Below are 24,378 nucleotides of genomic sequence, written 5' to 3'. Positions count from 1 at the left end.
GCCTCAAACGGGGCGGAAAACAAAAATACGGGCCTGTGGCGCAGCTGGTAGCGCACCTGCATGGCATGCAGGGGGTCAGGGGTTCGAGTCCCCTCAGGTCCACCCGGTAGAGAAAGCCCCCGCTTCGGCGGGGGCTTTCTTGGTTGCGGCGGCGTTCCCGCCAGCCGCCCTCTCCCTGCCGCCTAGCTTCCCGGGACGCCTCGGGAATCGGGGCGATCCGGATCCCGGCATCCGATCTCGATGCCTGAACGGATGCCGATCCGGGGCCTTTCGGAGGGCACGTCGGCTCGCCCGCTCCGGCCACACGAAAACGCCCCCTGCCGATCGGCAGAGGGCGATGTTCGCGGCGTGGTCACTCGGACGCGGTCGCGGGGGTGGGCAGCTCGATCGGGATGACCGGGCAGTCCTTCCACAGACGCTCGAGACCGTAGTAGACGCGCTCCTCCTCGTGGAACACGTGCACGACCAGATCACCGAAGTCGAGGAGGACCCAGCGGGACTCCTGGCGGCCCTCGCGGCGCAGGCGCTTGTGGCCGGCCTCGAGCAGCTTCTCTTCGATTTCGTCGGCGATCGCCGCGACGTTGCGCTCGTTGCGGCCGGTGACGAGCAGGAACACGTCGACCAGCGGAAGGGGCTCGGACACGTCGAGGGCGACGATGTCGTCGCCGCTCTTGGAGTCGGCGGCGAGAGCGGCGATCTGCGCCATCTCCCGCCCGTTGTCGGTGGCTGTCATCGGAAGACTCCTGTCGTGAAGGCGAGCACGAGAGTGACGGCCACCGCCAGCGCGAGGGCGCCGGTCGTGATGATGAGGCCGACGAGGAGCTTGCTCCCCTTCTCGGGCGCCGGGGGGCGAATGATCTCGCCGGGTTGCTTGACGGTGCTGATCGCGGCGCTGGCGGCGATCGGCGTGGGGGACGAGGCGGGCGGGAGCTCGCCGTCGAGGAGCACCGCGTCGGCGTCACGGCCGTCGGTGGTGCCGGGTGCGTGGCCGACGGATCCGAGCCCCTCGGGGAGCGCGAAGGTGCCGGTGATCATGATCTCGCCCGTGCCGTTGATGGGGCCGACCAGCGGCACGCCGGTCGGGGTCTGCGACAGGATCAGTGCGTTCGGGGTCGAGACGGCGCCCGTGGCGCCGGTGTTGCGCGAGATGAGCTGATCGAACGACGCCGGCAGGCTGATGTCGGGCGTCTGCCCGTCGAGCAGGTCGGAGCCCAGTGCCGGATTGACCACCGACGGCGCGGGCGCTTCCTCGGTGGTCGCGACCGGGCTCTCGTCCGTCTCGGAGGCGGCGGGACGGAAGATCGCGGGAGGCGCGGTCTCCTCGGCGACCGGGGCCTGCGGGGCGGCCTGGCGGGGCTGCGCGGGCTCGAGGTCGGAACTGATGATCGGAACGGCCGCCGTGCGGATCTTCTCCTGCGCGCGCGCCTGGCGTCGGGTCAGACCCGACACGCCGAACTCGGCGCCCGCGTCGGCGAAGGGCGAGTCGAAGACGGCGGGCCGCAGGGCGGGGGTGGCCGGTTCTTCGGCGGGTGCCGGGACGGAGGCCTCCTCCTCGGCGGGGGCCTCCTCGACCGGCGTGTTCTCGACGGAGGGCTCCTGGGCGGGCGTGCCCACGGCGTTGTCGTCCACGACGTCACCCGCGGAATCGGCGGTCGACTCGTCGCCCGCGGAGCCGTTGGCCGCCTCGTCGCCCGCGGCGGCGGGCACTGCGTCGATGACCTCGGCGGGTGCGGAGGTCTCGGCATCCGGAGCCTGTTCGCCCTCGGGCTGCGGCGGGATGATCGGGGTCGCGCCGGTTTGACGCAGCTCGCGCAGCTGACGACGGGTCAGGGCGGGCGTCTCTGGGGTCTCGGAAGAGCTCATGCCTTACTCCGGTAGAGGTGATGCTTCGCGATGTACTGCACGACGCCGTCGGGCACGAGGTACCACACCGGGTGTCCTCGGCGCACACGCGCGCGGCAGTCTGTGGACGAGATCGACAACGCCGGGATCTCCAGCTGGCTCACGTTCTCGGAGGGGAGTCCCTCCGTGGTGAGCACATGACCCGGACGCGAGACGGCGACGAAATGCGCCAGGTCCCACAGCTCCTGGTGATTGCGCCAGCTGAGGATCTGCGCGACCGCGTCGGCTCCGGTGATGAAGAAGAGCTCGGCGCCGGGGCGTTGCTCCTGCAGGTCGCGCAAGGTGTCGATCGTATAGGTGGGGCCCGCGCGATCGATGTCGACGCGGCTCACGGTGAACTGCGGATTGGATGCCGTCGCGATCACCGTCATGAGATAGCGATGCTCGCTCTCGGTGACGTCGTCTTTCTGCCAGGGACGACCCGTGGGTACGAAGACGACCTCGTCGAGGTCGAACGATTGCGCGACCTCACTGGCCGCGACGAGGTGACCGTGATGGATGGGATCGAACGTCCCACCCATGACCCCGATACGAGGGGCGCGCGTCACCGACATACGGTGGCCCTCAGTGGCCGTGGGCCTCGGGCGTGGGCGTGCCGTGCTTCTGCGTGTAGGCCGCGGCCTTGTGCGCGTGACGGTTGGACACGTTGCGGTACGACAGCGTGACCAGGCTCAACGAGACGAAGACGACGAAGGCCACCACGCCGTACCAGAAGGTCGAGGCCTGGACGTTGCCCCCGTGGTGGGCGCCCTCTTCAGCGGCCTGGGCGAGAAGTGACACGAAAGTCATCAGTGCTCCGTTCGAAAGATCCGCGCATCGCAACGCGCGTTGCCATTTTAGGCGGTCAGGCGCGCACCTGGCCGTCGCCGCGCCCGAGCCACTTGGTGCTCGTCAGCTCGGCGAGACCCATGGGTCCGCGGGCGTGCAGTTTCTGGGTGGAGATGCCGACCTCGGCGCCGAAGCCGAACTCGCCTCCGTCGGTGAAACGCGTGGATGCGTTCACGAGCACCACGGCGGAGTCGACCTCCGCCAGGAACCGGTCGGCGGCGGCCTGGTCGGCCGTGACGATGGACTCCGTGTGCTGGGTCGAATAGCGACGGATGTGCGCGAGAGCCTCGTCGAGGTCGTCGACCACGCGCACCGCGAGGTCGAGCGTCCCGTACTCGCGCGCCCAGTCGTCGTCGGTGGCGGCCACGACTCGGTCGTCGTGCGCGCGGGTGGCGTCGTCGCCGTGCACGGTCACCCCGGCGTCGGAGAGGGATGCCAGCAGCTCGGGCAGCAGACGGTCGGCGGCGTCGCGATGCACGAGGACCGTCTCGACGGCGTTGCACACGCTCGGCCGCTGCACCTTGGCGTTCAGGACGATGTCGCGCGCCCAGTCGTCACGCGCCGTGGCGTCGAGGAAGACGTGCACCACGCCCGCGCCGGTCTCGATCACGGGGACGGTGGACTCGGTCACCACGGTCTCGATGAGCGAAGCGCTCCCCCGCGGCACGAGGACGTCGACGAGACCGCGAGCATTCATGAGCGCGCGCGCACCGTCTCGCCCGAAGTCGTCGACACTCTGGATCGCCTCGGGGTCGACGCCCTGGGCGCTCAGTGCATCGCGCATGACCCGGACGAGCGTGGCGTTGCTGCTCTGCGCCGCTGAACCGCCCCGCAGGACGACGGCGTTGCCCGAGCGCAGCGCGAGCGACGCGATGTCGACGGTCACGTTCGGGCGCGCCTCGTAGATCGAGCCGACGACGCCGAACGGCACGGCGACCTTCTGCAGCGCGAGACCGTTGGGGAGCGTGCGCGTGTCGAGCACGCGACCCACCGGGTCGGGGAGCTCGGCGACCGCGCGGACGGCGGCGGCCAGCGCCGCGACGCGCCCCGCGTCGAGGCGCAGACGGTCGAGCAGCGACTCGCCGATGGCATCCGTCCGACCGCGCTCGAGATCGTCGGCGTTGGCCGCGACGATCTCGGCGGAGGCCTCGTCGATGGCGTCCGCGACGGCGACGAGCAGCGCGCTCTTGCGCGCCGAGTCGAGCAGCGCGATCTCGCGCGCGGCGTCTTTGGCCAGACGCAGGCGCTCGTCGACGGAGGCGGCGATCACGGTCATGGGCTCAGTGTACCGGCGCGCTCACGGCGCCCACGGGGCCCGTGGCCAGGGTGACGGGATCGGGGTTCGGAGCGAACCAGGTGCCCACCGCGTCTCCCGCGAGGGCGGATGCCACGAGGTCGGCGCTCGTGACGAGCACACCGACGCCGGCGGTCGACGCGAGCTTCGCCGCGGACGCCTTCGTGGCCGCTCCCCCGGTGCCGACACCGTTGACGACCCCGGCACCGAACTCGAAGTCGGAGAGATCGTCGCCCCAGGCCACATCGGTGATCGGGCGGGCGCCCGGCTCGCTCGGCGGGCGGGTGAAGAGGGTTTCGATGTCGCTCAGCAGCACCAGGGCGTCGGCACCGATGAGCTGGGCCACGAGGGCTGCGAGCCGATCGTTGTCGCCGAAGCGGATCTCGTGGGTGGCGACGGTGTCGTTCTCGTTGACGATGGGCAGGATGCCGAGACCGAGCAGCCGCTCCATGGCACGCCGAGCGTTGGAGCGGTGCGTGGCGTTCTCGAGGTCGCCGGCGGTCAGCAGCACCTGCCCGGCCAGCAGTCCGAACCGGTCGAGCGAGGTCTGGTAGCGCCACATGAGCACGTTCTGGCCCACGGCGGCGGCCGCCTGCTGCGTCGCGAGGTCGTTCGGCCGCCCCTCCAGGTCGAGCAGGGGCAGGGCGGTGGCGATCGCGCCCGACGACACGAGGACCACCTCGGTGCCGCTTCCGTGGGCGCGGGACAGCGCGTCGACGATCGTGTCGATGCGGTGAGCGCCGTCGCCGCTGATCGACGACGACCCGACCTTGACCACGACGCGGGATGCGCCGGGGATATCGGCGCGGGTCGTCGCGGTCACCGCTCCTCGTCCTCGGACGTCAGGGCGGACGAGTCGCCGTCGGGCGAGATCCCCGCGGCACGCGCCGCACGGCGCTCGGCCTCGAGCTCGGCGCGGGCGTCGGCCTTGGCATCCATGCGCTCGTGATACTGCTCGCGACGCTCCGAGGAGGTGCGGCGGTTGTTCTGCACCAGGCGGGGGTCGGTTCCGCGCGGCGCGGTCATGAGCTCCGCGGCGGAGGTGAGCGTGGGCTCCCAGTCGAAGACGATGCCGTCGCCGGGCCCGATGACGACCGTCGCACCGGCGACCGCGCCGGCGCGGAAGAGACCGTCTTCGACGCCCAGACGGGCGAGGCGGTCGGCGAGATAACCCACCGCCTCCTCGTTCTGGAAGTCGGTCTGCTGCACCCACTTGACCGGCTTGTCGCCGAGGATGCGGTAAAGGGGGCCGTACGTGCCGCCCTCCACCTTGATCTCGAAGTCCTTCTCCGCGCCCTTGGGACGGATGACGACCCGCTCGGCGGGAGCGTCGTCGATGGTGGCGAGGCGGTGCTGCTCCACGATGTCGCCGAGGGCGAACGTGAGCTCGCGCAGACCCGCGCGGCTGACGGTGGAGATCTCGAAGACCCGGAAGCCGCGCGCCTCGATGTCGGGACGGACGAAGTCCGCGAGCTCGTGCGCCTCGGGCACGTCGATCTTGTTGAGCACGACGATCTGCGGGCGCTCGAGCAGCGGCACCTGACCCTCGGGCACCGGGTAGGCAGCGAGCTCCGCGAGGATGATGTCGAGGTCGCTCAGCGGATCGCGGCCCGGGTCGAGCGTCGCGCAGTCGAGCACGTGGACCAGCGCCGTGCACCTCTCGACGTGACGCAGGAACTCGAGCCCCAGACCCTTGCCCTCGCTCGCGCCCTCGATGAGGCCGGGTACGTCGGCGATCGTGTACCGCGCATCGCCCGCCTGCACCACGCCCAGGTTGGGGTGGAGGGTGGTGAAGGGATAGTCGGCGATCTTGGGCCGCGCGGCGGAGACCGCGGCGATGAGGCTCGACTTGCCGGCGGACGGGAAGCCGACCAGCGCCACGTCGGCCACGGTCTTCAGCTCGAGGACGACATCGCCCTCCCAGCCGGGGGTGCCGAGCAGGGCGAAGCCGGGGGCCTTTCGCTTCGGCGAGGCCAGGGCCGCATTGCCGAGACCGCCCAGGCCGCCGGGCGCGGCGACGAAGCGCATGCCGGGGGTGAGCATGTCGACCAGCACGTTGCCGTCGGGGTCTTTCACCACGGTGCCGAGCGGGACGGGGAGTTCCTGGTCCTCGCCCAAGGCGCCCGAGCGGTGATCGCCCATACCGAAACCGCCGTTGCCCGCGGAGCGGTGCGGCGAGTGGTGGTACGACAGCAGGGTCGTCACCTGCGGGTCGGCGACGAGCACGACGTCGCCGCCGCTGCCGCCGTTCCCGCCGTCGGGACCGGCCAGCGGCTTGAACTTCTCACGGCGCACCGAGACGCAGCCGTTGCCGCCCTTGCCCGCACGCAGGTGCAGGGTCACGCGGTCGACGAAGGTGACCATGGCGGGTCCTTCCGGGTGGGCGGCGGCGGGGCCGACGCGGCGGAGACGGGGATGCCGTCGGTGCAGGCGGGGTTCGGGTCAGCCGTGCACGGGAAAAAAGACGAGGGGGCGGGCAGTGCCCACCCCCTCGGAAGCGCCGGAGCGCTGAGGATTACTCCGCAGCAGCGACGATGTTGACGACCTTGCGGCCGCCCTTGTTGCCGAACTCGACCGCACCGGCGGCCAGAGCGAACAGTGTGTCGTCGCCACCACGACCGACGTTGGCGCCGGGGTGGAAGTGCGTGCCGCGCTGGCGGACGAGGATCTCGCCGGCGTTGACGGCCTGGCCGCCGAAGCGCTTCACGCCGAGGCGCTGTGCGTTGGAGTCACGACCATTGCGGGTGGAGCTTGCGCCCTTTTTGTGTGCCATCTCTGCGTCTCCTGGCTCTTACTTGATGCCGGTGATCTTGACGCGCGTGAGGTCCTGACGGTGGCCCTGGCGCTTCTTGTAGCCGGTCTTGTTCTTGAACTTCTGGATCACGATCTTCGGACCGCGCTCCTCGCCGAGCACCTCGGCCGTGACCGAGACCTTCGCGAGCTTGTCGGCGTCGGTCGTGACCGCGTCGCCGTCGACGAACAGGACGGCGGGCAGCTGGATGCTCTCGCCGACCTTCGCCTTCTGGCGGTCGAGCACGACGACCGTGCCGACCTGGACCTTCTCCTGGCGGCCGCCGGCGCGCACAACTGCGTAAACCACTTCACACCTGTTTTCGTTCGGGAGCGCACGGCTCCGGTTGTCTGATGACGTCGGGAGGGTCTGACGACCCAAGTCTCGGTGCGATCCGGCCGACGAAAGTCAGCGGGGTCACGCTCCGATGAGAGCGGACGCGACGCACCAAGGGTCAAGTTTAGCTCACCCGGGAGGATCCGGCAAAAGCATCCGCCCCGCGTGTCGACCGTAGGATCGCGGGATGGCGATCCTCATCGACGACCCGCAGTGGCCCGCGCACGGACGGCTGTGGGCGCACCTGGTGAGCGACAGCGACCTCGACGAGCTGCACGCCTTCGCCGCCGCCGCCGGCATCCCTCCGCGCGCCTTCGATCTCGACCACTACGACGTGCCCGATGAGCGGCACGCCGACCTCGTCGCCGCGGGTGCCCAGCACGTGGGCGGCAAGGAGCTCGTGCGCCGCCTGCGCGCCTCGGGGCTGCGCATCACCGCGCGCGAGCGGCGTCGCCCCCACGAGTGAGGTGCCGGACGCGCCCTCCGCAGACGAGCGGGAGTGACACGTCCGACACCTCGATGACGGATGCCGGGAGCTCAGGCGTCGGCGGGCGGCTGCGCGTTCACCGGGGTGCCGGTGAGGGCGGCCGTGGTCACGCGCCGACGTGAACGACCCTGTCCCGGGGCCTTGGGCTCGGGAAGCGCCTCGAGCACGGACTCGAGGAGAGCGTCCTTCTCGGTGCGGGGGGCCTTGGGCTCGCGCTTCTTGCGCGGACGCTTCTCGCGCGCCGGTGCCGCGGGGGCCTCGGACTCCGACTTGGCCTCGAGAACGGCCTCCACCGAGGCGACGACCGCGGCTTCGACGACCGCCGGGTCGTCGATGGTGGGCTTCACGGTGGATGCCGCGATCTGCGCGAGCGCGGACTTCACCCCCTCGGTGATGACGTGCGTTCCGCCCGCCTGCGCGGCGGCTGCCCCGGTGTTGCCGCCGTTGCCGCCGTTCTGCGGCGAGCCGTTTCCGTTGCCGCCGTTCTGGCCGTTGCCGTTCTGTCCGTTTCCGCCGCGACCGCGTCGGTTCGACGAACCGCCGTTGCCGTTACCGCCGCCGTTGCCGCCCGCCGATCCCGTGGCGCGATGGCGCACCACGGGATCGTGGTGCACGATGACGCCACGGCCGGCGCACACTTCGCACGCCTCGCTGAAGGTCTCGAGCAGGCCGAGGCCGAGCTTCTTGCGCGTCATCTGCACCAGGCCGAGCGAGGTGACCTCGGCGACCTGGTGCTTCGTGCGGTCACGGCTCAGGCACTCGATGAGGCGTCGGAGCACGAGGTCGCGGTTGGACTCCAGGACCATGTCGATGAAGTCGACGACGATGATGCCGCCGATGTCGCGCAGGCGGAGCTGACGGACGATCTCCTCGGCGGCCTCGAGGTTGTTCTTGGTGACGGTCTCTTCGAGATTGCCGCCCGAACCGACGAACTTGCCGGTGTTGACGTCGACGACCGTCATCGCCTCCGTGCGGTCGATGACGAGCGAACCGCCCGAGGGCAGCCACACCTTGCGGTCGAGAGCCTTCTCGATCTGCTCCGTGACGCGGAACGCGTCGAACGGGTCCTGCTCGCCCTCGTACTTCTCGACCCGCTCGAGCAGGTCGGGGGCGACGCCCTGGAGGTACGACGAGATCGTCTGCAGCGCCTCGTCGCCCTGGATGAGCATGCGCGTGAAGTCCTCGTTGAAGACGTCGCGCACGATCTTGACGAGCAGATCGGGCTCGGAGTGCAGCAGGGCCGGGGCCTGGATCGTCTTGACCTGGCTCGACACGTGCTCCCACTGCGAGGTGAGGCGCTGCACGTCGAGGGTGAGCTGCTCCTCGGTGGCGCCTTCGGCGGCGGTGCGCACGATCACGCCCGAGGACTCGGGGAGCACCTCCTTCAGGATCTTCTTCAGACGGGCGCGCTCGGTGTCGGGGAGCTTCCGCGAGATGCCGTTCATCGTGCCGTTCGGCACGTAGACCAGGTAGCGGCCGGGCAGCGAGATCTGGCTCGTCAGGCGCGCACCCTTGTGGCCCACGGGATCCTTCGTGACCTGCACGAGCACGCGGTCGCCCGACTTGAGCGCCAGCTCGATGCGGCGGGGCTGGTTGTTGGTCTCGACGCCATCCCAGTCGACCTCGCCGGAGTAAAGCACCGCGTTGCGGCCACGGCCGATGTCGACGAACGCCGCCTCCATGCTCGGGAGCACGTTCTGCACGCGACCGAGGTAGACGTTGCCGATGAGCGAGGCGTCCTGGTTGCGGGCGACGTAGTGCTCGACGAGCACGTTGTCCTCGAGCACGGCGATCTGGATGCGACCCGCCTTCGAGCGCACGACCATGACGCGGTCGACGGCCTCGCGGCGGGCGAGGAACTCCGCCTCGGTCACCACGGGCCGGCGGCGGCCGGCCTCGCGTCCGTCGCGGCGACGCTGCTTCTTGGCCTCGAGACGCGTGGAGCCCTTGATGCGCTGCGGCTCGGTGATGACCTCGACCGCGCGCTGGCGGACGGGGGCGGGGGGAGCCTCAGGGGCGTCATCGGCGGCGCCGGTGCCCGCTCCCCCACGGCGGCGGTTGCGTCGACGGGCGTTGGACGAACCGCGCTCGGCGGGACCCTCATCGTCGCGGTCGTCGCGATCCCACGACTCCTCGCGGACGGGCAGCGGCGGGAGCGCGGGAGCGTAGAAGTGCAGAGCGGTCGAGACGGCCGACACGAAGTTCTCGGGCAGAAGGCCGAGCGACACCGCCGTCGGGCGCGCGGGCTTCTCGGTCTCGGCGGGCTTCTCCGGCTCCACCGCGACGGCCTCTTCGGCCTTCGCGAGCTTCTCGGGGGCGGGCTCCGCGGCGGCGGGCTTCTCGGGGGCGGGCTCCGCGGCGGCGGGCTCCTCGAGGGCGGCAGTCGCCTCGGCGGTCGAAGAGGTGCCGCTCCGCTCGACGAGCGCGTCGGCGGGGGCGTCGGAGTCGCCGCCGATGGGGGCGTCGTCTGCCGAGACGGCGGACGGGTCGACCGGAGCCTCCGCGTCGGCCTCGCCCTCGGGCTGCTCGCCCGTGGCGGCGTCGCCCGTGGCGGCGTCGCCCGTGGCGGTGTCGCCCTCGAGCACGGCCGGCGCCCGGGTGTCCTCGGCGGCGGCATGCGCGGCATCCTGGACCGCAGCCTCTTCCTCGTCGACACCGGAGGTCGCGGCAGGCGTGGTGTCGGCGGGGTCGGACGTGGCGACCGCCTCGGTCTCGCGGGTCTCGGTCTCGGGGTTCTCGATCGGCGCCTGCTCGGCGGGGGTCTGATCGTCGGTCACTTCGGCCATTCGGGGTTCTCCCTGGCGGGCGACACCGCGCGTCGCCCGACGAAATCTCATGCAGCGCCGCACCCGGCGGGGCTGCGAACTCACTCGGTCTGCAGCAGGCCTGCGGCTCGTGCTGCGAAGGGCGGTCATCGCCCGAAGTCTTCTGGGTGATGTTCCTGCGGCGCGGCCGCGGTCACATCAGCTTTCATTATCGCACGGACCGGCGAAACAGCCAGCGGACGGTCCCGTCGAGCGGCCCGATCGACGGCGACGGGCGACACGCGGCGGCATCCGCCCCTCCCGTGGCGCGTCTCCCGGCGTTCGCTCGACGCCGAGAGGCCCACAGCGGGCCGATATGCCGACGGTGGCAGAATCGCCCCATGAGCGAAAGCGTCACCCCCCGTCGTCCGATCGGCGTCGCGATCTGGTTGATCCTCGCGGGCGCGGTCGGATGGTGGGCGGCGTTCTCGCTCACCATGGAACGCTTCCATCAGCTCATGAACCCGGGGGCCGCCGCCTCGTGCGACTTCAGCGTCCTCGTGCAGTGCTCGACCAATCTGCAATCGTCGCAGGGCAGCGTCTTCGGTTTCCCCAACCCGATCATCGGCCTCGCCGCGTGGATCGCGCCGATCGTGGTCGGAATGGCGCTGCTGGCGGGTGCCCGGTTCGCCCGGTGGTTCTGGGTGCTGTTCTGGCTCGGGTTCGTCTTCGCCATCGGCTTCGTCGTCTGGCTCATCGCGCAGAGCCTCTTCGTCCTCGCGACCCTCTGCCCGTGGTGCATGGTCACGTGGTCGGTGGTCATCCCGTCGTTCTTCGTGGTGACGTTGCACGTGCTGCGCGAGGGCGTGATCCCGGGCGCGCCGAAGGTGCGGGAGCTCGCCGACCGACTGATGGTGTGGGTGCCCCTCATGAGCTTCGCGTGCTACGTCGTCGTCGCCGTGCTGGCGCAGGTGCGCCTGGACGTGCTGTCGCAGCTCTGACGCGAGCGCGGTAGCGTTCGGGACATGGATGCCGTGAACCCCCTGGTGCCCGCGACGAGCGACCTCGTGTGGTCGGGTGGCGCCGTCGTCGCGCTGGGGCTCGCGATCTGGGGGCTGGTCAGTCTCTCGCGCACGGCCGACTCGGCGTCGTCACTGGCGGTGGCACTGTGGGCGGCGCTCATTCTGCTGGTGCCCGTGCTGGGTCCGGTGGCCTGGCTCACGGCGGGTCGCCGGAGCGCGGTGAGTCGTCCGCGCGTCTGAAACGCGGGGCCCGAGCGCACCCGGCGGCACAGAGTCCCGGGGGGCGGTGGCGTCGACAGGCTCAGCCACCCGGGTCGCGAGCGGAGGTCCCTGACCCCGTCGAAGGGGCCGGGAACCGCCGAGGCTGTGGCGTTGACAGGCTCAGCCACCTCACGCCGCGAAAGGCCGGCGGTGCGTCACGACAGGCCCGCGGGAGCGACGAAGGCCGCCACCCTCTCGGGCGACGGCCTTCTCGGCATTCAAACTCAGGCGAACCAGATCGCGAGCTCGCGCTCCGCGGATTCGACGCTGTCGCTGCCGTGCACGAGGTTCTGCTGCACCTTGAGGCCCCAGTCGCGGCCGAAGTCGCCGCGGATGGTGCCGGGGGCGGCGGTGGTGGGGTCGGTCGTGCCGGCGAGGGAGCGGAATCCCTCGATGACGCGGTTGCCCGCGAGGCGGATCGCGACCGAGGGGCCCGACATCATGAACTCGAGCAGCGGCTCGTAGAAGGGCTTGCCCTCGTGCTCGGCGTAGTGCCGGGCGAGGGTCTCACGGTCGGGCTCGACCAGGCGGATGTCGACGAGGGCGTAGCCCTTCGCCTCGATGCGGGCGAGGATCGCGCCGGTCAGGCCGCGAGCCACGCCATCGGGCTTGACCAGGACGAGGGTCTCTTCGGTGGCCATGGGTCATTCTCCGTTCGAGAGGTCGGGGTCGGCGGCCCGCCGCGCGTTCGCACGATCGAGGGCCGCTCCCTTGATCGTCGCATACGCCCACATGCCGCCGAAAATGAGAGCGACCACGGCGAGGGCCGGAACCAGGAACCCCCCGAGCAGGAGGAGCACCTGCAGCCCCCACCCGGCGAACAGCGCCCAGCGGTGCCGCAACGAGCCCGAGACCGCGACCATGGCGACGGCGAGGACGACACCGCCGACGATCCCCCACCACGGCTCGATGCCGAACGGAAGCACCTTGAGGCCGTAGACCACGAGACCGCCGAGGAAGACGATGATCGACTCGAAGCCGAGGACCACCGCGCCGAGGGACTCCTGCGCGCCGCGCTGACGACGGGGCCGCGGGGCACGCGGTTCGCGCGGGCTCATCCCTGCCACCCGGCCTTCCAGTCCTCGAGTTCCGACAGGCGCAGAGCCTCTCCCGCGAGAACGACGGACCCGGCGATCACGACAGCCCGTCGGTCCGACTCGACGGCCCAGGAGCGCGCCGCGTCGGCGGCGTCCTCGAGCGTCGGGTGCACCGTCACCGGCAGGCCGGCGGCCTCGGCGACATCGGCGATCGCATCGGGATCGGTCGCGCGGTCGCTGTCGGGCGCGGTGGCGAAGACCCGGGCGACGGCCGGGGCGAGCGTCGTCATGATGCCCGCGGCATCCTTCCCCTCCAGGATGCCGACCACGGCGCCCCACTCGTCGATGTCGAACGACTCTTTCAACGCCGCGACCAGGGCGCGGGCGCCGTGCGGGTTGTGGGCGGCGTCGACGAACACGGTCGGCGCGGTTCCGAGGAGCTGCAGGCGGCCCGGCGAGGTCGCGTTGCCGAGGCCGTCGGCCACGACGTCGGCGTTGAGCGGTTGCTCTCCCCCGCCGATGAGCGACTCGACCGCGGCGACGGCGAGGGCGGCGTTGGCGCCCTGGTGGGCCCCGTAGAGCGGGAGGTACACCTCGCGGTAGCTCCCGGCCACGCCGCGAATCGACACCTGCTGCCCGCCGACGGCCAGGGTCTGGTCTTCGAGGGCGAAGCCGTCGCCCGCCACGGAGACGGTGGCGCCCTCCTTCTCGGCGCGCGCGCGGATGGCCCGCAGCGCCTCGGGCGGTTGGGCGGCCGTGACGACCGCCGCACCGGGCTTGATGATCCCGGCCTTGACGGTCGCGATCTCGGCGATCGTCGACCCGAGGCGGTCCGCGTGGTCGATGTCGATCGGGGTGAACACCGCCACGTCTCCGTCGGCGGTGTTGGTGGAATCCCACTCGCCGCCCATGCCGACCTCGAGCACGAGCACATCGATCGGGGCGTCCGCCGCCACGACGAAGGCGAGCACGGTGAGGAGCTCGAAGAAGGTCAGCGGAGCGTCGTCGGATGCCGAGAGCTCGGCATCCACCATGTCGACGAACGGCTGGATCTCGTCCCACGCGTCGGCGATCGCGGCATCCGCCACGGGTTCTCCGTCGATGAGGATGCGCTCGGTGAAGCGCTCGAGGTGGGGGCTGGTGAACAGGCCCGTCCGCAGGCCCATCGCGCGCAGCAGGCTCTCGATCATGCGGCTGGTCGAGGTCTTGCCGTTCGTGCCGGTCACGTGGATGACGCGGTAGGTGCGCTGGGGGTCGGCGAGCAGCTCGAGCACGCGGCGCGTGCGCTCGACACGCGGCTGCACCCACTGCTCGCCCTGTCGCTGCAGGAGGGCGCTGTAGACGGCGTCGGCGCGGGTGCGGTCGCTCATGCGGACGCTCCGATCCGCGCGACGGCGACCGTGACGGCACCGACGTTCGCGTAGGTGTTCGCGGCGATCTGCGTCTCGTACTCGGCGGGCAGGGCGGAGCCGTGCTCGATGAGCCGGCCCTCGGGTCCCGCCAGCACGACGGCCTCGGCGAGCGTCTCGGATGCCACGCCCGCGGCGTCGAACGCCTGTGCCACCGCCTGCGCGTCCGCGTCCTCGACGAAGGTGAGCGAGAGGAAGATGCGGTCGCTCACGTCGAAGCCGGCGGCCTTGCGGGTGTCCTGGATGCCGCGGATCATGTCGCGCGCCAGGCCCTCGGCCTCGAGCTCGGGGGTGGTGACGGTGTCGAGCAGCACGAAACCACCGCCGGCGAGGACCGCGAGCGCCTCGCCCTCCGGCCGGCCCGCCGTCTCGACGACCAGGTCGTACTCGGCGGGCTCGAGCGGGATGCCGCCGGCGACGACCTGTCCGTCGACCTCGCTCCAGTCGCCCTCGCGGGCGGCCTTGATCGCCTGCTGCACCTGCTTGCCCAGGCGCGGCCCCGCGGCCCGCGCGTTGACCGACAGGCGGTGCGTGATCCCGTACTCGGCGGCGGTGCCGTCCTGCAGCGCGACCTGCTCGACGCTCTTCACGTTGAGCTCCTCGCGCAGGATGTCGTCGAATTGCGCGAGGCCCGCGGCATCCGGGGTCACCACCGTCAGACGCGGAAGCGGCAGGCGCACGCGCTTGCCCTCCTTCTTGCGCAGGGCGTTGGCGACGCTGGAGACCTCGCGGACGGTGTCCATCGCGGTGCGGATGTCTTCCGCCGCGGGGAACGCCGAGGCGTCGGGCCAGTCGGTCAGGTGCACGCTGCGCCCGCCGGTGAGCCCCTGCCACACGCGCTCCGACACGAGCGGGATGAGCGGGGCGGCGACGCGGGTGAGCGTCTCGAGCACGGTGTAGAGCGTGTCGAAGGCCTCGCGGCTCGTCGGGTCGTCGGTCACGCCGACCCAGAAGCGGTCGCGCGAGCGGCGGATGTACCAGTTCGTCAGCACCTCGGCGAAGTCGCGCAGGCGCTCGGCCGCGGTCGTGGAGTCGAGGCCCTCGAGATCGGCCGCGACGTTCGTCACGAGGTCGCCGGTGAGCGCGAGGATGTACCGGTCGAGCACGTCGGTCGAGTCGGTGCGCCACTCGGCGGTGTACCCCTCAGTGCCTGACGCATTCGCGTAGGTCGCGAAGAAGTACCACGCGTTCCACAGCGGCAGCAGGAACTCGCGCACGCCCGAGCGGATCCCCTCCTCGGTCACGACGAGGTTCCCCCCGCGCAGCACGCTCGACGACATGAGGAACCACCGCATGGCATCCGAGCCGTCGCGGTCGAAGACCTCGCGGACGTCGGGGTAGTTGCGCAGCGACTTCGACATCTTCTGCCCGTCGTTGCCGAGCACGATGCCGTGGCACGACACGCCCGTGTAGGCCGGGCGGTCGAAGAGCGCGGTCGACAGGACGTGCATGACGTAGAACCAGCCGCGGGTCTGTCCGATGTACTCGACGATGAAGTCGGCGGGGGCATGCTCGTCGAACCACTCGTGGTTCTCGAACGGGTAGTGCACCTGCGCGAACGGCATCGAACCCGAGTCGAACCAGACGTCGAGGACGTCTTCGATGCGGCGCATCGTCGACTCACCCGTCGGGTCGTCGGGGTTCGGGCGCGTCAGATCGTCGATGTAGGGACGGTGAAGATCCACCTCGCCGTCGGCGTTGCGCGGGAGGCGGCCGAAGTCGGCCTCCATGTCGGCGAGCGAGCCGTACACGTCGACGCGCGGGTGGTTCGGGTCGTCGCTCTTCCACACCGGGATCGGCGAACCCCAGTAGCGGTTGCGGCTGATCGACCAGTCGCGCGCACCCTCGAGCCACTTGCCGAACTGCCCCTCCTTGACGTTCTCGGGCACCCAGGTGATCTGCTGGTTGTTCGCCAGCAGATCGTCCTTGATGTCGGTCACGCGCACGAACCAGCTCGACACGGCCTTGTAGATCAGGGGGTTCCGGCAGCGCCAGCAGTGCGGGTACGAGTGCTCGTACGACGCCTCGCGCAGCAGGCGGCCGGCCTGCGTGAGCAAGCGGATGAGGGGCCGGTTGGCCTCCATCCAGAGCTCCCCCGCGACGTCGGTGACCGCCGAGAGGAACCGGCCGCCGTCGTCGAGCGAGATGATGGTCGGCAGGCCCGCGGCATCCGCGAGACGCTTGTCGTCCTCACCGTAGGCAGGAGCCTGGTGCACGATGCCGGTGCCGTCGGAGACGGTGACGTAGTCGTCGACGAGGATCTTCCACGCGTTCTGCGTCCCCCACGTCTCGGCGTCGGCGTAGTAGTCGAAGAGGCGGTCGTACGACACGCCCTCGAGCTCCGCGCCCAGGATCGTGGTCTGCACGGCCGCGCGGGCGGCATCCGGGCTCTCGTAGCCCAGGTCTTTGGCGTAGTTCGGCAGCAGGTCCTCGGCCAGCAGGTAGCGGTGCGCGACCGCTTCGAAGGCTTCGTCGGCCGTGCCGTCGGGAGCCCGGTGCACGTCGGCGGCGCCGTGGGGTCCGCCCTCGACGACCGCGTACCGGATGCCGGGACCCACCGCGAGCGCGAGGTTCGTCGGCAGCGTCCACGGCGTCGTCGTCCACGCCAGGGCGCGCACACCCGTGAGGCCCAGGGCCTCGGCCTTGGCACCGACGAGCGGGAACGTCACGGTGACCGAGGGATCCTGACGCATCTTGTACACGTCGTCGTCCATGCGCAGCTCGTGCGTCGACAGCGGCGTCTCGTCGCGCCAGCAGTACGGCAGAACGCGGTAGCCCTCGTACGCGAGGCCCTTGTCGTGCAGGGTCTTGAAGGCCCAGAGGACGCTCTCCATGTAGGTCGTGTCGAGCGTCTTGTAGCCGCGCTCGAAGTCGACCCAGCGGGCCTGGCGGGTGACGTAGTCCTGCCATTCGCGCGTGTACTCGAGCACCGAGTCGCGGGCCTTGGCGTTGAAGGTCGCCACGCCCATCGCCTCGATCTCGTCCTTCTCGGTGATGCCGAGCTGCTTCATCGCCTCGAGCTCGGCGGGCAGGCCGTGGGTGTCCCACCCGAAGACGCGGTCGACCTTCTTGCCGCGCATGGTCTGGAAGCGCGGGAAGACGTCCTTCGCGTAGCCGGTGAGTAGGTGACCGTAGTGCGGCAGGCCGTTCGCGAACGGCGGGCCGTCGTAGAACACCCACTCCTCGGCGCCCTCGCGGTTCGCGATCGACGCACGGAAGGTGTCGTCGCTCTGCCAGAACGCGAGCGTGTCCTGTTCGATGGTCGGGAAGCGGGGGCTGGGGACGACGGATGCCGTCTCCGCGGCGCTGAGGTCAGCGGCGGGGCCGAAGGATGAGGGGCGAGGGTAGGTCATGTCTCTCCGCGGGTCGAGGTCTGCTCGCCGGGACGATCCTGTGGGGACCGCGGTACCACCCTGCATTGCGCCCCGCGACGGAGCGCCACTCTCACTGCGGCTGTGACGGGCCTGCCCCGCGCGGTTCTAGTCCGGGCCTGGACCCGTTTCTTCCACGAGCTCCCCGGTGATGGCCGGATCGACGCCGTTCCCCCCATTCTACGCGAGCCGGGCGTCTTAAGCGGCGGTTGTCAGGACGTACCGGACGCCCTTCAGGTCGAGTGTCCACGACACGCCGCACGGCACGGAGCGAAGCGGCGTGTCGTGGACGCTCGACGCTCGACGCTCGACGGAGGCGGGCCCGGGCGCGGCGTGCGGGAGGGCGTGCGGCCGCGGGGCGGGCGCGCGGGAAGGGAAGCGGCTGCGGGGGCCGGCGACCCGGAGCGGGCTCAGGATGCCGCGGGGCCCAGGCCGGCGGCGGCGAGCAGCTCGCGCGTGAAGGGGTGCCCGGGGTCGGCGAAGACGCACGAGACGGCGCCCGAGTCGACCACTCGACCGTCCTTCATCACGATGACGTCGTCGGCGATCGCGGCGACCACGTCGAGGTCGTGCGTGATGAACACCATCGCGAGGTCGCGCTCGGCCTGCAGCGCGAGGAGGCGGTCGAGGATGCGCGCCCGCACCGAGGCGTCGAGGGCCGACACGGGCTCGTCGAGCACGAGAAGATCGGGCGACACCGCCAGGGCGCGAGCGATCGCCACGCGCTGCCGCTGCCCGCCGGAAAGCTGCGCGGGACGACGGCGCACGAACCCCGGGGAGAGCCCGACCTCGTCCAGCAGCGCGGCGACGGCGGCGCGGCGCCCCCTGCGCGGCACCCCTCCGGCGGCGACGGCCTCGGTCAGGGTTCGTCCGACCGTCCATCGCGGGTCGAGCGCGCCCCACGGATTCTGCTGCACCAGCTGCACGCGCGTGCGCGCGGCGCCGACGGCGACCCGCGATGACCAGGGACGGGCGTCGAAGCGCAGCGACCCGGCATCCGGATCCGTCACCCCCACGATCATGCGGGCGAGGGTCGTCTTGCCCGAGCCCGACTCCCCCACCACCGCGAGGGTGCGCCCGCGGCGCACCGCGAGCGAGACGCCGTCGACCGCCACGCGATCGTCGAAACGCTTGACGAGGCCCTCGGCGCTCACCAGGGGCTCGTCGGTGCGCGGGGCCCGGCCGAGCGGCTCGTGCGAGACCGCCGCCACGAGCGCTCGCGTGTGCGGATCGCGAGGGGATGCCAGCACCTCGGCCGTCGCACCGGTCTCGATGACGCGTCCCTCGTGCATGACGACGATGCGATCGGCGACCCGGGCGACCGCACCGAGATCGTGGCTGATGAACACGACCGCCACGCCGTCGTCGGCGATGCGGCGGAGCAGGCCCAGCACGCGGGCCTGCACGGTGGCATCCAGTGCCGTCGTGGGTTCGTCGGCGACCAGCACCGCGGGGTGCGCCGCCAGCGCGGAGGCGATGAGCGCGCGCTGACGAAGGCCCCCCGACAGCTCGTGCGGGTAGTGCCGCGCACGCTCGTCGGGCTCCGGCATCGCCACGCGCTCGAGGCTGTCGCGCACCCGGGTGGCGAGAGCGGCACCGCGCACCGCGGGCTCGTGGATGCGGACCGGCTCGGCGACCTCGGCACCGATGCGGCGCAGAGGATCGAGCGAGACGAGGGCGTCCTGCGACACCAGTGCGATGCGACGACCGCGGAGCCCTCTCCACTGCCTCTCGCCGAAGCCGCGCGCGTCGACGCCGTCGATCTCGAGCTCGTCGGCCGTGCTTCGCAGGTTCGTCGGTGTGAGCCCCAGCAGCGCCCGGGCGCTCACCGATTTGCCGGTGCCCGACTCGCCGACGATCGCGACGCATTCCCCCGGAGCGACGTCGAGGTCGAGACCGCTGACGATCGCGCCCGACGGACCGTCGATGCGCAAGCCCCGCACCCGCACGCCGCTCATGCGCCCCGCTCCTCGACCCGTGCGCGGAGGATGCGGCCGATGACGCTGACGCTCACCACGGTCGCGGTGATCGCCACCCCCGGGAACAGCGCCACCCACGGGGCCTGCAGCAGGAGGTTGCGCCCCGCGGAGAGCATGAGGCCCCACTCCGGCGTCGGCTCGGTGGGACCGAGTCCCAGGAAGCTGAGCCCCGCGGCGGCGAGGATGCTCGTCCCGATCCCGATGGTCGCGAGCACGCTGACGGCACCGAGCACCCCCGGCAGCACGTGGCGCACGTGCACCACCGGGGCGGGAACGCCGATGAGGCGCGCCGCTTCGACGTGCTCCGCCGCCGCGAGCGAGCGCGTCTGCGCGCGCGCGAGTCGCACGTACACCGGAACCGCCGCGATCGTCACCGCGATCGCGACGTTGACCGCGCCGGGACCGAGTACCGCCACCACGAGCAGCGCCACGAGGAACTCGGGGAAGGCCAGCAGCACGTCGACCACACGCATCGTGGCCGCGTCGACGAAGCGCGGCGCCACGGCCGACAGCGAGCCCGCCACGACGCCGACCGCGAGCGCCAGGGTGGTGGCGAGCAGGCCGATGCCGACCGAGCGCCCCGCCCCGTGCACGACGCGCGAGTAGACGTCGCGGCCGCTCTGATCGGTGCCGAACCAGTGCGCCGCGCTGGGCGGCTGCAGCGCGGAGCGCACGTCGGTGAGCAGCGGGTCATGGGTCGCCAGCAGCGTCGGCGCGACGGCGGCGAGGGCGATGGCCGCGAGCACGACGCCCGCTGCGCCCAGCGCCGCCGTTCGTCCGGCGCGGCTCGTCGCGCGACCGCTCACGACGGCACCGCCGTCCGCGTGCGCAGAGCAGGTCCCGCGGAACGCAGCCGCGGGTCGATGAGGGGCACGACGAGGTCGACGATCGTGTTGACCACGACGAAGACGAGCGCGCTGAGCAGGATCACCCCGGTGATCACGGGCAGGTCGCGGTCGGTGATGGCGGTGAGCGTCACGCGGCCGATGCCCGGTCGGGCGAATACGGTCTCGACCAGCACCGCCCCGCCCAGCAGGGATCCGACGAGGTAGGCGGCGAGGGTGAGTCCCCCGACGCCCGCGTGCCGCAGCGTGTGGTGCACGCTCTCGCGCACCGCCCCGGCGCCGCGGGCCCGCACGGTCAGCAGGAACGGTTCGCGCTCGGCCGCCTCGACGCCGTCGCGCAGCACCTGCGACAGCAGGGCCGCGACGGGCAGGGCCAGCGTCACCGCGGGGAGCACGATCGCGGCGCCGTCCCGCGCCCCCGACACCGGGAACCACCCCAGCTGGAACGAGAACACGCTGAGCAGCACGAGCCCCGTCCAGAACACCGGCGACGACAGCACCACGAGCTCGATTCCGGATGCCACGGCCCGGCCCGTCCGCCCGCGCACGAGCAGAGCGGATGCCAGGGCCAGCACCAGCGCGATCACCAGGGCGAGCGCCGAGAGCTGCAGCGTCGGCCCGAGCTGCCGGCCGATCACCTCGGTCACGGGCAGGCGCAGCTGGTACGACTCGCCCAGGTCGCCGCGGGCGAGGCGACCGAGGAACGCCGCATATTGCTCGAGCACCGGGCGGTCGAGGCCGAGATCGCTGCGCATCGCCGCCTTGACCGCATCGCTCACCTGCGCCTGCGGCCCGAGCATCACCTCGACGGGATCGCCCGGGATGACGCGGAAGGCCACGAACGCCAGGGTCGCCGCCCCCCACAGGACCAGGACGACGGATGCCACGAGCCCGCCGACGCGCGTGAGGATCGCGCGCGGGCGAGAGCGTGGCATCCGGTATCCGTCGTCGCAGGGGCGCTCAGCCGACCGTGGCGGTGGCGAAGAGCGGACGACCGTAGAGGTCGAAGCTCAGCCCGGTGACGTCGGGGCTCACGGCGCTGATCAGCGTGGGGCTGTACAGGGGCACGATCGCGGCGTGCTCGGCGTTCCACTGTTGCACCTGGGCGTACACGTCGTTGCGCGCGGCCGTGTCGGTGGTCGAGGCGCCCTGCTCGAGGAGGGCGTCGATCGCCGGGTCGCTCACCTGCGAGGCGTTCTGGAACCCGTCGGTCGCGAGGTGGCTGCGCAGCAGGTCGGGGTCGACGCCGGAGAAGCCCCAGTCGGTGACGTCGTAGGTCTTCGGGCCGTACTGCTCGTTGTACGCGCCCGGCTCGAGCACCTCGCGCTGCAGGTCGAAGCCCACGGCCTTCAGGTCGCTCTGCACGGCGTTGGCCAGCGCGGCGCGGTCATCGGGCACGGGGGTCCAGGCGATCCAGCGGGCCGTGAGGCGCTGGCCGTCCTTGGTGCGGATGCCGTCGGCATCCCGTCCGGTCCAGCCGGCCTCGTCGAGCAGGGCGTTCGCGGCGGCCGGATCGAAGGGCCACGAGTTCTCGAGGCTCGCGTCGTAGCCGGGGGTGGTGGCGCCGAGGATGCTCCACGCGCGAGGGTACTGGCCGAAGAAGATCTCGCTCACGGCGGTGTCGACGTCGATCGCACGGGTGAACGCCTGGCGCACCTTCTGATCGGCGAAGACACCGTACTTCTCGTTGAGGAAGAGCGAGTAGGGCAGGCCCGGGTAGGCGATCGACTGGACGGTGTCGTCGGCCGGCACCTGCGACACGAGGTTCGGCGGCAGGTTGGTCACGACGTCCGCCTGGCCGCTGGAGAGCGCCCCCACGCGCACCGAGGCCTCGGGGAGGATGTCGACGCGAAGCGTCTTGAAGGTCGGCGCGCCGGCGCCGTCGGGACCCCAGGTGTAGTCGTCGTTGCGGGTGTAGACGATGTCCTGGTCGGGCGTGTACTCGGTCAGCTCGAAGGGGCCCGTGCCGACGGTGATGTCGGGACCGCCCGCGGCGAGCTGGTCGGCCTGGGTCTCGAGCACCTTCGGGGAGTAGAAGCCGAGGAGCGCCGTGCTCGCGGCCTGCAGGAACGGCGCGTACGGCTGCGTGAACCGCACGCGCACGGTGTGCTCGTCGACGACGTCGGTGCCCGCGTACAGCTCGCCGCCGAGCATGCTCGCGGCCTGGGCGGAGGCGGTGTCGGGGTCGACGATGCGGTCGAAGTTCGCCTTGACCGCGGCCGCGTCGAAGGGCGTGCCGTCGTGGAAGGTCACGTCGTCGCGCAGGCGGAAGAGGTAGCTCGCGCCGCCGTCCTCGATGTCCCACGACTCGGCGAGCCAGGGCGAGAACGATCCGTCGGCCTCTTGGAACACGAGCGAGTCGAGCACGGCCCGCTGCACCATTGCGGTGACGTCGAGCTGGCTGGTCTGCGGGTCCATCTTGCCGGCCGAGAGGTTCGCGCCCTCGATGGCCCAGACGATCTCGCCGTCACCGGATGCCGCCGGGTCGGACCCGGCGCAGGCGGAGAGGGACAGAGCGGCGACCGCGCCGACGGCCACGGCCGAGAGGACGCGGCGGGAAAGCTGAGAGGGCATGACGAAACCTCGAGGTATCGGGTGGGGAACCCCCAGCCTACCGGTGTTCCTGGACCGGGTGCGGAAAGTGGCGGCTGCGGCGCCGCGCGATCTGCCCGTGCGGGGCGATCGGCCGTTGTGCGGTCGTCTGCCCTGGGTCAGTGATCGGCCTCCGATCAGTCGCCTCCCCGCCACCGCACTTACCCGGAGCAGATCACTGAGCCTGCAGAGGCACCGAGCTTCGACCCCGGCCCACGTCAGCGATCCGGCCGGGGTCAGTGATCGGCGCCCGATCAGTCGCCTCCTTGCCACGGCACCCGCCTCAGGGCAGATAACTGACCCTGCGACGGCACCGGGCCTCGACCCTCGCCAGGACGGCGCCCACCACTCTCCCGGTCGGCCGTGCGTCAGGCCTTGTGCAGACCTTGCGCGATGGCGTGCATGATCCGCTCCTGCACGTCCTCCCACTGGTGCATGACCTGGGCGTACCCGACTCGGATGACGTGATAGCCCATCAGCATGAGCTGCGCGTCGTGATCGATGTCGGAAGTCCGTTGTGCGCCGACGTGATGCGCGCCATCGATCTGAACCACGAGACGCTCGCCGATCAGCACATCGACGCGGTGACCCGCGATCCAGATCTGCAGGCGGACGGGGAGATGCAACCACCGCAGCCGAACGATGAAGATGGTCTCGAGCCCGGAGTCGGCCCACGGTGACGACTCGTGAGCGAGGCGCCGCGCCGCTCCCGTCCACGGCAGCCGCCGCAAAACCTCCACGTCGATGAGTCGCTGGTTGAGCGCCGAGTCCCACACCGTTCGCGCCCGTTCGTAGGGCTGACACGCTGCGACCGTCATGAGCACGTTCTCCACCCCGTCTTCGAGGGCGTCAGGATGCCTCGGGACGACCGGTCGCTGCCAATGGACGACGGCTGCGGGCCCACGCACCCGACCCGACCCGCGGTACGCGACATGCGGGAGCTCGGGCGACTCTGCGATCCAGAGCTTCAGACGCCGAGCCGCGGTGACGCAAGACAGCACGACGCCCGTACGGGCCGCTGCGACGAGAAGCGGATCCGCACCCGGAACGGCCACCCAGTTGCGTTGCACGCGGAAGAGCAGTCCCTTCTCCACCGCGCGGGCCAGGTGATGCTTGCTGTGTCCCTCGTCGAGGAGCCGTGTCGAGCGGGCGACGCCGCCGAGCAGCGCCACACGATCGGCGATTCGAAGAACCGGCGGAGGGTGCATACCGTCCATCGTGTCCGCTCGCGGAGAGCCACCGGGGCCGATGGGACGATCCGTGGAACCACGAAGCCCTCGGGAGGAAGGGTCGCCGAGCGACTGTCGAACCCGATCTCCCGTCCACTCCGCAGGCATTGACACTGTCCGCCCTCTCCTATCACCGCTCCCCGTTCGCAATCCGCCTCCGCTCAGTCACCGAACCTCGAACACGACTGACGCTGGGCAGATCGCGAACGCTAGGGCGGCGGCGGGAGCGCCCTGGCCCTGTCTCGTTCACG

The 24,378-nt window shown here is 71.2% G+C and carries 22 protein-coding genes and 1 tRNA gene; 4 read left to right on the top strand and 19 right to left on the bottom strand.

The genetic code is table 11. From position 1 onward, the window contains the following. Positions 1–29 precede the first annotated feature (29 nt). Positions 30–102, top strand: a tRNA-Ala gene (locus tag RWH45_RS14625). A 250-nt stretch (positions 103–352) separates the two neighbouring features. Here the strand turns inward: RWH45_RS14625 and rsfS are convergent. The 9 genes from rsfS to rplU all read right to left on the bottom strand — a co-directional run bounded on the left by rsfS (position 353) and on the right by rplU (position 7,124). Further along, positions 353–733, bottom strand: a complete 381-nt coding sequence (gene rsfS, locus RWH45_RS14620; protein WP_315995612.1) for a ribosome silencing factor — start codon at positions 731–733, stop codon at positions 353–355. Continuing rightward, positions 730–1,863, bottom strand: coding sequence for a hypothetical protein (locus RWH45_RS14615; protein WP_315995611.1), 1,134 nt, complete (start codon positions 1,861–1,863; stop codon positions 730–732). The genes rsfS and RWH45_RS14615 overlap by 4 nt, the downstream gene beginning before the upstream one ends. After that, positions 1,860–2,456 carry a nicotinate-nucleotide adenylyltransferase gene (gene nadD, locus RWH45_RS14610; RefSeq protein ID WP_136585537.1) on the bottom strand — a complete coding sequence of 199 codons (597 nt, stop codon included), beginning with the start codon at positions 2,454–2,456 and terminating at the stop codon, positions 1,860–1,862. The genes RWH45_RS14615 and nadD overlap by 4 nt, the downstream gene beginning before the upstream one ends. A 10-nt stretch (positions 2,457–2,466) precedes the next feature. Beyond that, positions 2,467–2,691: a hypothetical protein gene (locus RWH45_RS14605; RefSeq protein WP_315995610.1), complete on the bottom strand. Its 225-nt coding sequence runs from the start codon at positions 2,689–2,691 to the stop codon at positions 2,467–2,469. Between the two features lie 55 nt (positions 2,692–2,746). Then, a complete protein-coding gene (locus RWH45_RS14600) occupies positions 2,747–4,006 on the bottom strand; it encodes a glutamate-5-semialdehyde dehydrogenase (RefSeq protein ID WP_315995609.1) in 1,260 nt (419 codons plus the stop codon). 4 nt (positions 4,007–4,010) lie between these two features. Next, positions 4,011–4,847, bottom strand: a complete 837-nt coding sequence (proB, locus tag RWH45_RS14595; RefSeq protein WP_315995608.1) for a glutamate 5-kinase — start codon at positions 4,845–4,847, stop codon at positions 4,011–4,013. Continuing rightward, positions 4,844–6,388 (bottom strand): GTPase ObgE, encoded by a 1,545-nt coding sequence (gene obgE, locus RWH45_RS14590; RefSeq protein ID WP_315995607.1) that lies wholly within the window; start codon positions 6,386–6,388, stop codon positions 4,844–4,846. Before obgE ends, proB begins: the two co-directional genes overlap by 4 nt. 151 nt (positions 6,389–6,539) lie before the next feature. Then, a complete protein-coding gene (gene rpmA / locus RWH45_RS14585; protein ID WP_058596273.1) occupies positions 6,540–6,797 on the bottom strand; it encodes a 50S ribosomal protein L27 in 258 nt (85 codons plus the stop codon). Positions 6,798–6,815: 18 nt separating this feature from the next. Beyond that, positions 6,816–7,124 carry a 50S ribosomal protein L21 gene (gene rplU / locus RWH45_RS14580; RefSeq protein ID WP_076675829.1) on the bottom strand — a complete coding sequence of 103 codons (309 nt, stop codon included), beginning with the start codon at positions 7,122–7,124 and terminating at the stop codon, positions 6,816–6,818. Between the two features lie 214 nt (positions 7,125–7,338). Here rplU and RWH45_RS14575 point away from each other — a divergent pair, with 214 nt between their 5' ends. Beyond that, complete coding sequence (locus RWH45_RS14575) at positions 7,339–7,617, top strand: DUF4031 domain-containing protein (RefSeq protein ID WP_315995606.1); 279 nt, start codon at positions 7,339–7,341, stop codon at positions 7,615–7,617. 71 nt (positions 7,618–7,688) lie between these two features. On the opposite strand, the gene RWH45_RS14570 is transcribed toward RWH45_RS14575, so the two are convergent. After that, positions 7,689–10,424: an Rne/Rng family ribonuclease gene (locus RWH45_RS14570; RefSeq protein WP_315995605.1), complete on the bottom strand. Its 2,736-nt coding sequence runs from the start codon at positions 10,422–10,424 to the stop codon at positions 7,689–7,691. 359 nt (positions 10,425–10,783) lie between these two features. Between RWH45_RS14570 and RWH45_RS14565 the strand changes: the two genes are divergently transcribed. Beyond that, positions 10,784–11,383 carry a vitamin K epoxide reductase family protein gene (locus RWH45_RS14565; RefSeq protein ID WP_315995604.1) on the top strand — a complete coding sequence of 200 codons (600 nt, stop codon included), beginning with the start codon at positions 10,784–10,786 and terminating at the stop codon, positions 11,381–11,383. Between the two features lie 24 nt (positions 11,384–11,407). After that, complete coding sequence (locus RWH45_RS14560) at positions 11,408–11,644, top strand: PLDc N-terminal domain-containing protein (RefSeq protein WP_315995603.1); 237 nt, start codon at positions 11,408–11,410, stop codon at positions 11,642–11,644. 245 nt (positions 11,645–11,889) lie between these two features. Here the strand turns inward: RWH45_RS14560 and ndk are convergent, their stop codons facing one another. From ndk to RWH45_RS14515, 9 genes are all read right to left on the bottom strand, one after another. Further along, a complete protein-coding gene (gene ndk / locus RWH45_RS14555) occupies positions 11,890–12,306 on the bottom strand; it encodes a nucleoside-diphosphate kinase (RefSeq protein ID WP_103209139.1) in 417 nt (138 codons plus the stop codon). Between the two features lie 3 nt (positions 12,307–12,309). Then, the gene (locus tag RWH45_RS14550) at positions 12,310–12,723 is read right to left on the bottom strand and encodes a DUF4233 domain-containing protein (RefSeq protein ID WP_315995602.1); all 414 of its coding nucleotides are present in this window, start codon (positions 12,721–12,723) and stop codon (positions 12,310–12,312) included. Then, entirely contained in the window at positions 12,720–14,072 is a 1,353-nt protein-coding gene (locus RWH45_RS14545) for a bifunctional folylpolyglutamate synthase/dihydrofolate synthase (protein ID WP_315995601.1), read from the bottom strand. Before RWH45_RS14545 ends, RWH45_RS14550 begins: the two co-directional genes overlap by 4 nt. After that, complete coding sequence (gene ileS / locus RWH45_RS14540; protein ID WP_315995600.1) at positions 14,069–17,464, bottom strand: isoleucine--tRNA ligase; 3,396 nt, start codon at positions 17,462–17,464, stop codon at positions 14,069–14,071. Before ileS ends, RWH45_RS14545 begins: the two co-directional genes overlap by 4 nt. Positions 17,465–17,892: 428 nt before the next feature. Beyond that, entirely contained in the window at positions 17,893–19,440 is a 1,548-nt protein-coding gene (locus RWH45_RS14535) for a dipeptide ABC transporter ATP-binding protein (protein WP_315995599.1), read from the bottom strand. Continuing rightward, entirely contained in the window at positions 19,437–20,267 is an 831-nt protein-coding gene (locus RWH45_RS14530; protein ID WP_315995598.1) for an ABC transporter permease, read from the bottom strand. The genes RWH45_RS14535 and RWH45_RS14530 overlap by 4 nt, the downstream gene beginning before the upstream one ends. Beyond that, positions 20,264–21,241 carry an ABC transporter permease gene (locus tag RWH45_RS14525; protein WP_315995597.1) on the bottom strand — a complete coding sequence of 326 codons (978 nt, stop codon included), beginning with the start codon at positions 21,239–21,241 and terminating at the stop codon, positions 20,264–20,266. The genes RWH45_RS14530 and RWH45_RS14525 overlap by 4 nt, the downstream gene beginning before the upstream one ends. A 25-nt stretch (positions 21,242–21,266) precedes the next feature. Beyond that, positions 21,267–22,880, bottom strand: a complete 1,614-nt coding sequence (locus RWH45_RS14520; protein ID WP_315995596.1) for an ABC transporter substrate-binding protein — start codon at positions 22,878–22,880, stop codon at positions 21,267–21,269. A 386-nt stretch (positions 22,881–23,266) separates the two neighbouring features. Then, the gene (locus RWH45_RS14515; protein ID WP_315995595.1) at positions 23,267–24,106 is read right to left on the bottom strand and encodes a DUF559 domain-containing protein; all 840 of its coding nucleotides are present in this window, start codon (positions 24,104–24,106) and stop codon (positions 23,267–23,269) included. Between the last annotated feature and the right edge of the window lie 272 nt (positions 24,107–24,378).

The sequence above is a fragment of the Microbacterium galbum genome, from assembly GCF_032464915.1.
Taxonomy (GTDB): domain Bacteria; phylum Actinomycetota; class Actinomycetes; order Actinomycetales; family Microbacteriaceae; genus Microbacterium; species Microbacterium galbum.
This window is presented reverse-complemented; position numbering and strand designations above follow the sequence as displayed.